At 34.6% G+C, this 14,127-nt stretch carries 13 protein-coding genes; 4 read left to right on the forward strand and 9 right to left on the reverse strand.

The window, feature by feature from the left end; translation table 11 throughout:
• Positions 1-478: 478 nt before the first annotated feature.
• The gene (locus HNP25_RS02980; protein WP_184130036.1) at positions 479-913 is read left to right on the forward strand and encodes a hypothetical protein; all 435 of its coding nucleotides are present in this window, start codon (positions 479-481) and stop codon (positions 911-913) included.
• On the opposite strand, the gene HNP25_RS02985 is transcribed toward HNP25_RS02980, so the two are convergent.
• The 8 genes from HNP25_RS02985 to HNP25_RS03020 form a co-directional block, all read right to left on the reverse strand.
• Entirely contained in the window at positions 888-1,646 is a 759-nt protein-coding gene (locus tag HNP25_RS02985) for a glycosyltransferase family 2 protein (protein WP_184130039.1), read from the reverse strand. The genes HNP25_RS02980 and HNP25_RS02985 overlap by 26 nt on opposite strands.
• Positions 1,643-2,905, reverse strand: coding sequence for a glycosyltransferase (locus HNP25_RS02990; protein ID WP_184130043.1), 1,263 nt, complete (start codon positions 2,903-2,905; stop codon positions 1,643-1,645). Before HNP25_RS02990 ends, HNP25_RS02985 begins: the two co-directional genes overlap by 4 nt.
• A 1-nt stretch (position 2,906) precedes the next feature.
• Positions 2,907-3,713: an FkbM family methyltransferase gene (locus tag HNP25_RS02995; protein ID WP_184130046.1), complete on the reverse strand. Its 807-nt coding sequence runs from the start codon at positions 3,711-3,713 to the stop codon at positions 2,907-2,909.
• A gap of 132 nt (positions 3,714-3,845) precedes the next feature.
• Positions 3,846-5,078: a glycosyltransferase family 4 protein gene (locus tag HNP25_RS03000; RefSeq protein WP_184130049.1), complete on the reverse strand. Its 1,233-nt coding sequence runs from the start codon at positions 5,076-5,078 to the stop codon at positions 3,846-3,848.
• Between the two features lie 55 nt (positions 5,079-5,133).
• Positions 5,134-6,633 carry an oligosaccharide flippase family protein gene (locus HNP25_RS03005; RefSeq protein ID WP_184130052.1) on the reverse strand — a complete coding sequence of 500 codons (1,500 nt, stop codon included), beginning with the start codon at positions 6,631-6,633 and terminating at the stop codon, positions 5,134-5,136.
• Complete coding sequence (locus tag HNP25_RS03010) at positions 6,633-7,373, reverse strand: TylF/MycF/NovP-related O-methyltransferase (protein ID WP_184130054.1); 741 nt, start codon at positions 7,371-7,373, stop codon at positions 6,633-6,635. Before HNP25_RS03010 ends, HNP25_RS03005 begins: the two co-directional genes overlap by 1 nt.
• Positions 7,374-7,377: 4 nt before the next feature.
• Positions 7,378-8,478, reverse strand: coding sequence for a glycosyltransferase (locus tag HNP25_RS03015; RefSeq protein ID WP_184130056.1), 1,101 nt, complete (start codon positions 8,476-8,478; stop codon positions 7,378-7,380).
• 3 nt (positions 8,479-8,481) lie between these two features.
• A complete protein-coding gene (locus HNP25_RS03020) occupies positions 8,482-9,186 on the reverse strand; it encodes a class I SAM-dependent methyltransferase (protein WP_184130059.1) in 705 nt (234 codons plus the stop codon).
• Between the two features lie 64 nt (positions 9,187-9,250).
• On the opposite strand from HNP25_RS03020, the gene HNP25_RS03025 reads away from it, so the two are divergent.
• The 3 genes from HNP25_RS03025 to HNP25_RS03035 all read left to right on the forward strand — a co-directional run bounded on the left by HNP25_RS03025 (position 9,251) and on the right by HNP25_RS03035 (position 13,606).
• Complete coding sequence (locus HNP25_RS03025; protein WP_184130062.1) at positions 9,251-10,462, forward strand: LamG-like jellyroll fold domain-containing protein; 1,212 nt, start codon at positions 9,251-9,253, stop codon at positions 10,460-10,462.
• Positions 10,463-10,538: 76 nt separating this feature from the next.
• Positions 10,539-11,855: a hypothetical protein gene (locus HNP25_RS03030; RefSeq protein WP_184130065.1), complete on the forward strand. Its 1,317-nt coding sequence runs from the start codon at positions 10,539-10,541 to the stop codon at positions 11,853-11,855.
• Entirely contained in the window at positions 11,852-13,606 is a 1,755-nt protein-coding gene (locus HNP25_RS03035) for an OmpA family protein (protein ID WP_184130068.1), read from the forward strand. Before HNP25_RS03030 ends, HNP25_RS03035 begins: the two co-directional genes overlap by 4 nt.
• A gap of 62 nt (positions 13,607-13,668) precedes the next feature.
• Here the strand turns inward: HNP25_RS03035 and HNP25_RS03040 are convergent, their stop codons facing one another.
• On the reverse strand, positions 13,669-14,124 hold the full coding sequence (locus tag HNP25_RS03040; RefSeq protein ID WP_184130072.1) for a hypothetical protein: 456 nt from the start codon (positions 14,122-14,124) through the stop codon (positions 13,669-13,671).
• Between the last annotated feature and the right edge of the window lie 3 nt (positions 14,125-14,127).

A 14,127-nucleotide genomic window follows, 5' to 3' on the forward strand; every position in this document is an offset into this window, starting at 1 on the left:
AGAAGGCGAAAATGAAAACCCCACAGCCCTGTAAGGGCGGCATCCATCAACAATGGGTAACGCCCATTGAAAAACGTGAACCATCATATTCACATGAACGTCTTCCATATCTCGTAATCATAAGCCACAGGGCGTTACCCTGTGCTATGGAATTTCGCCCTTTCAGGGCTGGGGTTCGTAGCTGGTAGGGTAGCGGTAGCACAAGGCTTTGCCATGTGTTGATAGATTTCGCCCTTTCAGGGCTGGGGTTCGTAGCTGGTAGGGTAGCGGTAGCACAAGGCTTTGCCATGTGTTGATAGATTTCGCCCTTTCAGGGCTGAGGTTCGTAGCTGGGAGTAATATATTTTTTATTTTTATAAAAAAATACTGTTTTAATTGTAAAAATTATAATATAATTTATGGATTTATTATGATACATTTTGCTAATCGGATCATAAATCTTGATATATAAAATCCACATTCCAAAATCACAAATCCCATGCGACTTTTCCAATCCGAATCCGAAATAGAATCCTTAATCGAAAAATTCAATACTTGTACTTTGCCAGCTGAGGATTGGACACATGAAGCACATTTAGCGATGGGTCTTTGGTATTTGCGTCAATACAACCTTACGCAGGCGATGCACTTAGTCCGACAAAGAATTATCTTATTCAATAGTTCGGTGGGTGGTCCAATTAATTTTGAAAGAGGTTATCATGAAACACTTACTTGGTTTTGGTTGAAAACAGTTGAGGCTTTTTTAGAGAGATTTGGGCTAGAAAAAGCATTACTTGAAACTTGTAATGCTTTTTTGAGTAGCGAATATGCCTTACGTGACAGAGCTTTGTTATTTTACCAAAAAGAAGAAGTAATGTCGTTGGAAGCACGGACATTTTTGATGATACCTACCAATACTTCCCGCCCTTTTTGAGTATGAGTTTTACCCCTCGAATCGTGATTTGAATATGTGCCATTATTGCTCCGAATAAGCCGAAATGCTTTTTTAGTACTTCGTAGCGGTCGATTAAGGAGCGTTTAAGCTGTTTGTTGGAAATACCACCAACCAAGTATTTTGCCACTACTGTATCCAAAAACTGTACTTTTTTTGCTCTTTTCAAACATTCAATTTCCCAATCAATATCAGCACTGAGGTTGTTTTCTAAGTAAAAAGGAGCGATAGATTTACGAGCGATAAAAGCTTGATGACAAACTAACATGCCTAAATTCATGTCTTGCCATTTGAGATTTCTGGGCAAACGATGAGGTGTAATTTCCGAACGCAAGCCTTGTATTATACCATTTTCTTCTACAAAATACGTATCTCCATAAAACACATCAGCATTGGTTTCAGCCAAAGATTTCATAAAACTTGCCACAACTTTACTATCATTAATTTCGTCGCCAGCGTTCATAAACCAAACAAATTCGCCCGAAGCCAAACGTAAACCTTTATTCATAGCATCGTACAAACCTTTGTCGGGTTCAGAAACCAACAGATTTACTCTTTCGCTATATACTTTCGCAATTTCTAAAGTTGAATCTTTCGATTTTCCATCAATAATAATGTACTCAAAATCTTGATTTGACTGAGCCAGAATACTTTCAATGGTTCTTTTTAGGAATTTTTCAGCATTATAAGTAATGGTAATGATACTTAATTTCATAATAATGATTCATATAAAGCTTGGTACTGTTTTGCTACTACTTCTTCTGCATAATTGTCAATTACTTTTTGTCTAGCATTTTGACAAAGTAATTGATAATCGGCTTGAAATAATGTCCAGAAAATACCTTTTGCAAGCTCTTCAGCAGATTTAAAAGTGGCTAAATATCCATTTTTTTGATGCTCAATCATTTCAGGAATGCCACCAGTTTCAAAACCCACAACTGGTGTTCCGCAAGCCAAAGATTCCATAATGGTGTTCGGTAAATTATCTTCTAAAGAAGAAACTACAAAAACAGAAGCGGAAGAATACGCCAAAGCGATTTCGGATAAATCTGAAAGTTTGCCTAAAATATTTACTTTAAAAGGAAGATTTTCAAAATCACTGGCATTCGCTTGTCCGAAAATAATCAGCTCAACTGCTTTATCATCAACCGAATACTCCTTTTTTAAAATCGCTAAAGCTTCTTTAAAATAGACAAATCCTTTCCGAATATCACTGATTTTAGCTGCGGCAAAAAGTATATAACGTTTGTTAGTATCTAACTGAAAATGTTGTTGAGCAATTGATTTTTCGGTCGGCTTGAACAATGAAGTATCAATTGGATTTGGAATTGAAACAATTTTCTTACCTTCTAATAAAGTACTCGTCATTGCCTTTTCTGCCAACCAATTACTACAAGCAACGATGGTGATATTGGCATTTTGTAAAATTGTTTTCTTGGCTTTCCAGACTTGATTTGACAAATCTGTAGGAGAAGGATTTTTCAAAAATTCTGTGCAATTTCCACAGCTTTGTTGATAATGAGTACAGTCTCTTGAATAATGACAACCACCCGTAAAAAGCCACATATCGTGCAAAGTCCAAACAATTGGCTTTTGCGTTTCGATAAGTTTTTGGATAGCATCAAGCGAAAGAAAACCAAAATTAATCCAATGTAAATGAATAATATCAGTCTTTTGAATCAATGAATGTTGACTAATATCAATACCGATTTTTGCTTGCGAAAAAATAAATCTTACTGCTTTGGACTTTTCATAAAAAGCAAATTGATAGCGGTCGAAAGCGAATCTGGCAAGAGCTACTTTTTTCAAAAACCAATTCGGAGCAATTGTTTCTACATTTGGAGCTTCACTTTTTTGGTCTTGCACAAGCATTTTTGATTCTAAGCCATTGTCATTTAAGGCTTTATTCAGACGAAATGCTGCGATAGATGCTCCGCCAAAAGTATCAAAAGTGCTTAAAATCGTGATTTTCATATTATGGACGATAGCCGAAAATATTTAACTGCAAATCCATCAAATCATTGCCTTTGTAGCGATGATTGACAAGCGGTTTTGAACGGTCTTGAGCAGAATTTATAAAGTAACGGAAGCCATTTTTTGCCAAAATATTCAGAATTTCGCCTAATTCCTGTGCTTGTTCAGGAAAAGCGTGATATTCAATAAAGATATTTTTTACTTGCTTTAGCGAGTTGGCACAATCTTTCAAAACAGCCGTTTCAGCTCCTTCTATATCCATTTTTAGCATATCTACCGAAGGCGTTTTATCAAGTACATCTTTTAAACGAAAAGAAGCAACTTTTACTTTTTCACCTTCACCATAAATCGACGCTCCGTCTGAACCTTCAGAGGCAAATTCAATGCCTTCGTCATCAATCCAAACGGCTTTGTTGATTACTTCTACATCCGAAAACCCATTTTTACTGAGATTTGATTGTAGAATTTTGGCAATTTTAGCATCCGCTTCAAAAGCTGTGATTTGTGCATTTGGATACTCTCTTTTGAAAAAAGCACAGCTTGAACCAATATTTGCACCGCAGTCTAAAATCACTGGCTTTGCAGAATTGGTATTGAATTTATAAAATTGTTCAACGAAAATTTCTTGAAACTGAAACAAGAAAGACATACAGTCAGGTACTTGAAAGGTCATTCCTTGAAATGTTACTTCACGAGCTTCGTAGCGTTTTACATCTCCGTACTTTCTGAAAAGCTTGAGTAATTCACGACTTTCAGGCGTTCTGAAAGCATGATATGGGCCTTTTAATATGTATTTTAAAACAAACATTTTAAGATGGTCATCAGCGGTCGGCTCTTGGCTTTCAGCTTTTTTTGATATTTTACATATTACTCATGGCATGATTCTAAGTCATGCCATGAGTTTTCAATCAATTTGTCAACTCAATTTTAATTCAACAGCTTAACCCTGATTGCTGACAGCCGATGACCGACAGCTCTCAAAAGCTCTTTGATAATTTTTAATTACCACATGAATATTTACTTCGTCACGGATGATTTGTCCAGAATTTAGTCCCATTTGGCGAGTTTTTGCTGGGTCAGACAAAAGTACGGCTAATTTCTTAAATAAATCATCAGCATTACCATCCTCAAAAATAAAGCCGTTATAGCCATCTCTTACCAATTTTTTCTCTGTTCCATCTGCCACCGCACAAACGACAGGTTTATCGAAACACATGGCGTCGTTGATTGACAAACCGCCCATTCCTGCCAAAACATACACCAGCGAAGCATTGAAGTATTGTCCGAGTTCGGTCATTTTATAAACTCCACCCGTAAAAATCACTTGTTTTTCAATGCCCAAAGAAATGGCTTGCTGTTTGAGATTTTGTTCTTCTGGACCAGTACCAACAACTACTAATTCTGCCGTTGGGAATTGCACCAAAAGTTTACTGAAAACCTCAATCAGCATATCTACTCTTTTCCATTTTACCAATCTACCAACGTGTAAAAGTCGCAGTGGATTTTCGGGCAAAACAGTATTTACACCTTCAATTTTAGCTTTGTCTGCCAAAATCAAATCAGTATCTGGCGAATTGTAAATTACAAAGATTTTCTCTTTCGGAACGCCATAACTGCCAAATACTTCGTAAGCTTCTTCGGTATAATCTACATGAGCATCTACCAAATTGAAAGCTCTTTTATACGAATATTTCAGTAAAGTATATTTCAATTTAAACGCCAAACTGTCTGGTTTTAAATTGGTTTGCATCGTTTCAGACGCTACACCACCGTTGGCATAAAAATCAAGGGCTTCTTTGAATTTTGGGATATTGAATGGAATTTCCTTGAGTATCAATTTAATCCCCATACTTCGTATTTTCCAAAGTAACATCGGATTATAGACAAAAGCCAAGATATATGGCCAAATAGTAACGATTACATCTGGGCGTTCAGCTTCGATGGTTTCAATAAAGTTTTTGAAGAAAGGTTTGCCCCAAAGTGTTTTGTACTCTTCTAAGAAATGTACTTTGAATTCAATGCCATCTAAGGTTTGATGTACACCCGAACCAACGGTTTTTCCACCACTTTTTGGAGCGATTACAACAATTTCTTGTCCTTCAATACGATTCAAGCGATTGAGAACTAAGTTATAATAATGTGGCAAGCCACCAAAAGTAAATAATATTTTCATGTTTTTTTAGTGACTAGTCGTTGGTGATTAGTCTTTTTCTTGACTATATGAATAACTATCCAATCACTTTTTTCAATAACGATTTTACCGTTCTATTCAAATCTTCTGATATTTCAAAAAACAAAACGCCTCCGCCAAAGAGTATCGTAATGCAAATTGATTTTATGGCGATGTTCACAAAATTCATCCAAATATCACCTTCAAAACTTGGAATAAAAAGCGTAATCCCATAAGTGAAAAAGCCTAATAAAAGCGTTTTTACGGTCGCTAAATTGAATGGTTGAAGATTAAGTTTATATTTGATAAAAAAGAATTTCACCAAATTATATACTACTACCGAAACCAACATTGCCAAAGCCGCACCATTGTAACCATAAATTGGAATAAAAATTAAATTCACCAATAAGAGTACTACGAAGCGGATGATATAAAAACCAAAATCATATTTATAGTAAGGCGAATTCTTGAGAATTTCAGAGTTTAATCCTGTCGCCATGTCGAAAACACTGTAAAGTCCAACCATTAAAACCACAAATTTCCCCTGACTATATACTGCCGCATTTGGAATAATTTGAAAAACAGCATCAATATTTGTCCAAATTCCTAAGAACAAAAATCCGCCGACAATCAATAAATTCAAAGCAGATTTTTGATAAATTTCTTCGATGTGTTCAAGATTATTATTCTTCCAAGATTCCGCCAAAAGTGGCTCTGTGATTGAAGCAATGGCGTTTCTAGGAATAGCAATCACCATTCCGATACTTGAAGCAATAAAGAAAATTGCAGTACTATCTAAACCTCCTTTGTAGGCAGGAAGCATCAATTTTTCGATATTAGGTAAAATCGTAGCCGTTGCTCCACCAAGGATAGTCCAAAGTCCGTACATATACATTTCTTTGAAAATCGGTTGTTTCAAGAAACTAAAATCAAAACGAAGGTAAAGTTTCCCCAAGATTTTGATGTAGATTAACAAGAAACAAATGTTCAAGAAATAAACCAAAATAATGCCATTGAGCAATTGGTCGAAAGTAATGAACTTAAAGCCAAATAATAAAGCTAAAATCGAATTAGATGATTTCAGGAAAATTTCTCTGAGAATAGTTGGTACAACAATCCGAAGATGAACTTTGCTGTAAGTTTCTAAAGTAGTAGCATAAAGCAGAAAAAAAGTAATTAAAGGCAAGTACCAGTAATATTGAATCAGTAATGGAGAATTATCCATATAAACCGACTGAAAAACACCTTTTAAACCTACATAAGCTATTAAAAATAGTAAAAAACCTACGAATGGTGCTAACAATAAATAGCCGAAAAAACCATTATGTTGGCGTTCAGGGTCGGCAAATCGACTAAAAAATCTTACGCCAACATGGGGTGTTCCTAAATTTGAAAATGCTGCAAATACTTGAGGAAAACTAATTAAAGCCGTATATAAACCTAATTGCTGAGGTGAAAGAAATTTACTGTAAAGAAACAAAACATTGACCGTTCCAATTACTACTCCGACGTATGTAACTATAGAACTTTTAATGCTTTGACGTATGACGATGCCCATTATGATTTAATTGCGATTCTACCAGTATAATCTATACGATTTAACAGTAAAGTATTGTGAGAAAAATATTCATCTACAGCTTTTTTGCATCCTTCCCAATGTCCGTAATCATCGATAATCAAAACACCTTTCTGTACTAAAATAGGATAGAGATATTTCAATTCATGAGCAGTTGATTCATACCAATCTGTATCAAGCCTAAGAAGAGCAATTTTTTCTGAGATACTTTTAGGAATAGTTTCTTCTACTTTACCTTTTATAAATTGAATGTTTTTAAGCGGATATTGCGTCAGAGTCATATTGTTCTGAACATCTTGTAAATCCGCTAAACACCAAACTGAATTTTGTTTATTCTCGATATTTTGCTTAAGCAAACTATCAGCACCCCCCCCTTTGAAATCAACATCATTCTCTGTTGGTTCAGACATTCCCTCAAAAGTATCATAAAGTAAAATTTTTCTATCTTTTACTTTTAATGACAACAAAGTGAGTGCTATCATCATCGAGCTACCTCCTCTCCAAACACCACATTCAACAAAATCGCCTTCAATATTGTTGTGAACGGTGTATCTTACAGCATTATAAAGAGCATACATTCGCTCGATGCTTGTCATTGTATAAGGTTTACATTGTTTATAGATACTTAAAAAAACAGAATCTTGAACAAAATCTTCATCTTTCTGAATTTTTGAAATTTTTAAACCAAACGGCTTCAATATGTATTTACTGATAATCGACATATAATTATTTTTCTAAAATTTCTCTTAAAGTTTGTACTCGTTTACTCATTTCATAATTTTCTTCAATATGTTTACGAGCAGCTCTGCCCATCCTTCCTGCAAGGGCTGGGTCTTCAATTAGTTTAATCATATATTCTGCCATAGATGCCCAATCTCCCTCTTCTACTAAAAAACCTGTTTCACCATGAACAACAGCATCTTTGATACCTGCATGACGAGTGCTTACAATAGGTAAGCCTGTAGCTGAGGCTTCAAGGACTGACACTGGTGTACCTTCTGAATCCCCATTAGAAGCAATCATAGAATGTTGTAGAAAGACTCTTGCAGACTTTAAAGATTCTGCTATTTCATGAGGTAATTTTGCTCCTCTGAAATCAATTAAGCTATCAACTTCTAATTCTTTTGCTAATGTTTTAGCTTCACTTAAAAGTTCACCTTCACCAATCATTATCATTTTAACATCAGAAATAGATTCTGTAACCTTTTTAAAGGCTCTTATTGTCGAAAAAGGTGATTTTTTTTCAGTAAATCTTCCTACCGTAATAAAAACATTATCATTTTCTTCTGGTTTTCCTAGAGTAAACTTATTTGTATCAACAAAACAAGAATTAAAAATAGTAGTGTCTGGATTAGCTCCAAATCCAATAAGTTTTTCTCTCATATCTTTGGATACTGCTATTATACCTTTCACACTTTTAAACATTTTCTTATACAATGGCAAAAACTTTGAAAGTGTAACTTTTTCATTAGCATCAAATCCGTGAAAATGCACGACCAAGCCTACATTAGCCTTGTTACATGCATCAACCAATATGGCCCCCATTGGACCATATTGAGCTAAAACAACATCAATATTATTTTCAATAAGATAGTTTGAAAGAAAAAAAGTATAAATTTTATGATAAACCTTTGGAAACAGCCTCCTTAACCCACCTCTTATTAATAGATAATTAAAAGGAAATGGCAAAAAAGATTTATCAACTTGGTTTAAAGAAGGATACCACCCTTCATATATTGTTATTGTAGGTTGAAGTTGCTCTATTTGATCTCGAATAAAGGTCTCACTAAATCGAAATTTATTAGGATATGCAAAGCAGAGATTCATATATTACTTCTTTTTAGCAACAAGTATAAATGTACAAGCATCTTTGTTTCTAGTAGCTTGAGCAGTAGTTTTATCAAAAAAAATAATTAAAGGTTGCACCAATAAAGCTAAAACTGGACGTAGGAATTTGGGAAGTTTAAACATTATTCCGTCTTGAAACAACTGCAAGCCCATGGCCGAACGTCCTATAATTCCTCGAAAGTAAATGATTTCAAAACCTGATTCAGAGACTACCTTTTGTAATCCTGTAGATGTCCAACGCCAAAAATCTGTAGGGTCTGGGTGAAACATCCAGTACCCGTGTGTACTTAATATTAGTTTTCCATCTTTTTTTAACACTCTTTGTGCTTCAGCCAAATATGATGTTGGATTTACAACATGCTCCAGCACTTGTGTAGATAAGACTATGTCTAAAGCATTGTCTGATAAATCTATTCTGCCTTCAGGTGATATATGTATGTCTGCAATAGTATTTTCTGGCAAATCAACCCCTATATATTTTTCTACAAAGGGTTTTATTATAACCTCATAAGGTTTATTCCCACAACCATAGTCTGCCAGAATTAATTTATGAGAATTATTAGCTATAAAAAGATGTGTTACTTCTTCTATTTTTTGGCGAAGTTGGCGTAAATAATAGTATCTGGTTGCCATTTTGCCAAAAATAGAAGGATATAGGCGTTCAAAACCTGCTTCTCTTTCGTTCATTTAAAATTGTTTTAAAATACAAAATTACTAATTTTGAGAGTATTAAAAAACTTCAAGCCCTAATATGAAAAAAGTAAACAATATTCTACTTTTATTAATTTTATTTTCTACCTCTGCAATAGGGCAAATCAATCTAAAAAATGGTTTAGTTGGTTGCTACCCTTTCAACGCAAATGCAAAAGACGAATCTGGAAATAATAATAATGGAATTGTAAACGGTGCTGTCTTGACAGTAGATAGATTTGGTAATCCTAATAGTGCATATCGTTTCGATGGTTATAGTTTTATCGACCTTCCAGATAATAAGTTTTCATTTGATAATTATTCTTATGCCATGTGGGTTTTTGTAAGTGACATACCCACTAGTGGAAACTCATATAGAATGATTGCTATTGGAGGAGCGTGTGGAGACCAAACACTAGCTTTAAGCTATAATTATTTCAATGCCGTAGGCTTTGATTTTGGTGTTTATAATAAGCCCGCCCTTGCTAATACCCCATTAGCAATAGGCACACTTCCTGAAATTGGCAAATGGTATCATCTCACTGCTGTAAGAGATGATTTAACTTTAAATTTATATATTAATGGGGTACTTGCCAAAAGCGTTTCTTCAAATAATACAAAACCATATTATGGATGTGATGCTGTTGAAAAGGCTAGGTTTGGAATAAGAAATGGGGGAGTACAAGGATTTAAAGGTGCATTAGACGACATTCACCTTTACAACCGCCCACTTAATGCTGCCGAAGTAAAAGCTCTTTATGATGGCAATACACCTCCAACAATTACAATTACCTCTAACAGTGCTTCACCATGTGGAGGTGATAAAATAACTTTTACTGCTAATGGCGGTAATGCTACCTCTAAATATTTATGGAAAATAGATGACGTAACCCAAACATCAAGCTCAAAAAATTTGGATTATACCCCCACTAAAAAAACTGGAGATTATCAAATAAAAGTAGCTGTAGAAGTAACTGATGGAGAGCCTTGTTTCCCACAAGACCCATCAAAAAAAGAAGAAATTTTTACTGTAAAAGATTGTGTAGAATCGGATAAAATATTGATACCAAATGCCTTTAGCCCCAATAGCGATGGCGTTAATGATACTTGGGAGATACATGGAATTAAAAATAATCCTGATGTAATTGTAGAGATATATGACCGTTGGGGTGAGTTAATTTTCTATTCTAAGGGATATTCAACTCCGTGGGATGGTACTTACAAAAACAGTCCACTCAACGAGGGTTACTTATGCTTATGTGGTAAAATCTAGCAATGATTTGATATTTAAAGGTGCTATCTTGCTAGTAAGATAGTTTTTTATTGTAATATTTTTCCATCAATCACTAATGAAAATTTCTGAAGACAAGCCTTTTTTGAGTTCCTTTGAGCTTAAAATTTTTGGTGTTTTTTTTATTATACTTTTTGTCTTTTATACATTATTGATTACTCTTTGGAATTATACTCAAATTTCAGATTTCAAAAATTATTATGATGAGGGCGTTTTGTTTTTAGCAACTGGAGAAATGTCTCCGCAATTTCTTTTCTTTCAAGCACCTGGACATCCGTTTTTAATCAGTAAAGTTTTTAACATCTTTCATTCCGTTAATCCAGCAATCATACAATTTCTTAATATTTGTCAATATCTCACGGCAATTATTCTAACCCATTTTAGTTTCAAAACGCAATTTTCTTGGATAAAATATATCGGAACAGTTAGTCTTTCTATCTGTGTATCCTATTTAAGCTTGATGGGTTTTCTGGCGGCTGAGTTTAATTTTCTATTCTTTTTTGTAATCGGTAATTTTCTATTAATCAGGTATTTGCAAAATGAAAATACTTTTGGTACTTTACGAAGAACTTTATTGATTTTAGCCATTGCATTTACTTTTGGCTTGGCACAGTTTGTTCGTCCTTTGAGTTTCTATTATTTATTGTTTTTCGGTTTAGGGCTTTTTTACCTGAAAGTAATTAGTGAAAAATCATTAATTAATATCAGCAAAGCAACACTAGGGCAGTATGGACTTGTCTTTAGTTTATTCTTGTTTCTTTCAATGAATCTATACAGAAACATTTCAGGGAAATGGGCTTATCAGCCTCCACAAAACGGAATTTGGAGTATTTATGTCGGTTTCAACGCCAAAGCGAAAGGAAGTTATAATGCTGAAGACATTACAAAATTTAAAAAAATTGCCGATCCACTTCATTGGAATGGTGAAGCTTTGCGAGCAATATTAAAACCAATGACGATTGAAAGAGTAAAAACCAATTGGCAAGCAAACATTCGTCAATCGTTACAGCGAGCCATTCGTTTGTTAGTACCTTATTTTACTTCTTATTGGTTTTTTGCAAAGAGCAGTCCGCCAGATAGAAACCCTATTTGGAATTTATTGATGAAGGCGATTTTTCTTTTATCAACTTTTACAGTTTTAATTAGTTATTTTAGTAATGCGATTTATCTTTTTAAATTGTTCAGAAAGAAACAGTTAATTGCCATTGAAGTATTTGCTTTTTGTACTTTAATAAGTACTTTTTTATATATTTTAATTCATGTGTTTTGTTTAGAAATCCAGCCAAGATATGCTGCTCATTTGGTATTTATCAACCTTTGGATTTTGCCTTTAAGCCTAGAAAATTTCATAAAACCAAACCAGAAATTTCAATGAATCGTCTTAGCTCGCTCTTATTTTTTACGGTGTTGTGCCTATGCAATACTGCTGTGAATTTTGCCCAAGTACGCCGTTCGTTAGGCCCACCAGTGAATCATCCAAGCTTTAATGAATACGCTCCTTCCATCAGTGCCAACAACAAAACCATGATTTTTGAAACCGATCGTGCTGGCGAAGGAAAATGGGAATTGTATTACACTACAAAAAATGAAAAAAATAGATGGACGCCACCAAAACCCATCGTGAATATCAATAAAATCGGGAAGGACAATGACTTGATTGGTGGACCATCTATTAGCTACGATGGAAAAACGCTTTTCTTTTTTGCTTCTTTTGAAGGTGGACAAGGCGATATGGATATTTATCATTCTACTTGGAACGGCACAGATTGGTCAGAGCCAAAAACGTTTGATAATAATATCAATACCAAAGCTTACGAAGGTTTTCCTTCGGTTTCTGCTGATGGAAAATCGATGTATTTTATCCGTGATAATTTCTCGAAAAGAAAAGACAAAGCTTTGTGTTACACCATTTGGGTTTCAAAAAAACAAGAAGATGATACTTGGGGAGTAGCCGAAAAATTACCAGCACCCATCAATATGGATTGCGAGAAAGCTCCTAGAATTATGGCAGATAATCGTACGTTGATTTTTAGTTCTGTGAGAAAAGATGGAGTCGGTGGTTTTGATTTATATCAATCTTTTCAGGAAGATGATGGCTCTTGGAGTACTCCAATCAATCTTGAATACATCAATACTGAAGAAGACGACCAATTTGCTTCTGTTTCGGCCGCTGGTGATTTAATGTATTATCATACTGCTGGCGATATTTATACCGTAACCATTCCTGATAAATACCGAAAATATAAATTAGTAACCGTTGACGGAAAAGTAATTGATGCCATTACCAAACAACCAATTGCCATAAAATTGACTTCAAAAAGTACTAATCCAAAAGAAAGAGCCATCAATACTGTTGTAGATGCTAACGGTTTGTTTTCTATGATTTATAGAGTTGGAAGTAAGTATGATGTAACGACTTCGCCATTGGCAGATTATTTGCCTTATCGTGGTAAAATGGACATGAGTACTGCCAAAGAAACGGATAATATTGAGAAAAATATTGAATTGATTCCAAAGAAATTAGTTTTCCAGTTTCAATTACTTGATAAAGACACGAAGGCAATTTTGAAAGACCCAAAAGTAAAAGTAATGGATGCTGAAACGAAACAATTACTAGAAGTAAAAGTGGATAAAGACATTGCCAATGTTACGCTTGAAATTGGCAAGCTTTACAAATTTGCTGCCAATACTTTAGGCTATTCGTTTTTCTCTCGCTCATTCAAGCCTGATACTGTGGATGCTTTTAAAGATAGATTGAAGAAAATACCTTTAGCGGTTTTGAAGAAAGATGTTGTTGTGCAATTACAAGATATTACTTTTGAAACTGGTAAAGCTGAATTAAAACCTGAATCTGGAGAAGAGTTAGACCGTTTGGTGGCTTTGTTGGATGGCAATAAAACGATAAAAGTAGAAATCTCAGCTCATACAGATGATGTTGGAAATGATGATGCCAACTTGAAGCTTTCAGAAAAAAGAGCAAAGGCGGTGGTAGATTACTTAACGACCAAAGGCATTAAAGCCGACAGAATGATTGCAAAAGGCTATGGCGAAACGCAACCACTTGTCCCTAATGATACTGATGAAAATAAAGCAAAAAATCGTAGAGTACAGTTTAAAATCAATTAGGTTAAAAACAGAAAAGACTTCGCTGAAACGAAGTCTTTTCTGTTTTTAAATTTCTCTACAAATTATTTCTTCCCGCCAAAATGATAGCCAACACCTAGCCAAGCTCTGAAAACGCCACTTGTTCCGTCATAATTCACATAGGGACTGAGTTCAAAATTGACACTTACTTTTGGTGCTTTCTCAAAAGGATAAGCACGCATTCCCACACTTCCGAAATAACCTTTTACAATGTCTTGATTATCAATAATAGACGCCACAATTCCAAAGTTTACTCCACCGCCAGCATAAATAAAGGCATTTTTAGTATAACCAAGATTCACCATCAAAGCGGGTTCTGTATTCAATGAAGCTGTAAATGAATTCATCTGAAAACGAAAATCCATCCAAACTACTTTAGTAGGATTGGTAGCAATCGACAATTGACTATTGAAAGGATAATAGCTAATCGCTTGAGCTTTCGTAGTATGGTTAATAAATTGGAAAGTAAGAATTAATGCAAGTAACTTAAGTAGTTTCATGAA

This window comes from Arcicella rosea, assembly GCF_014204325.1.
GTDB lineage: Bacteria > Bacteroidota > Bacteroidia > Cytophagales > Spirosomataceae > Arcicella > Arcicella rosea_A.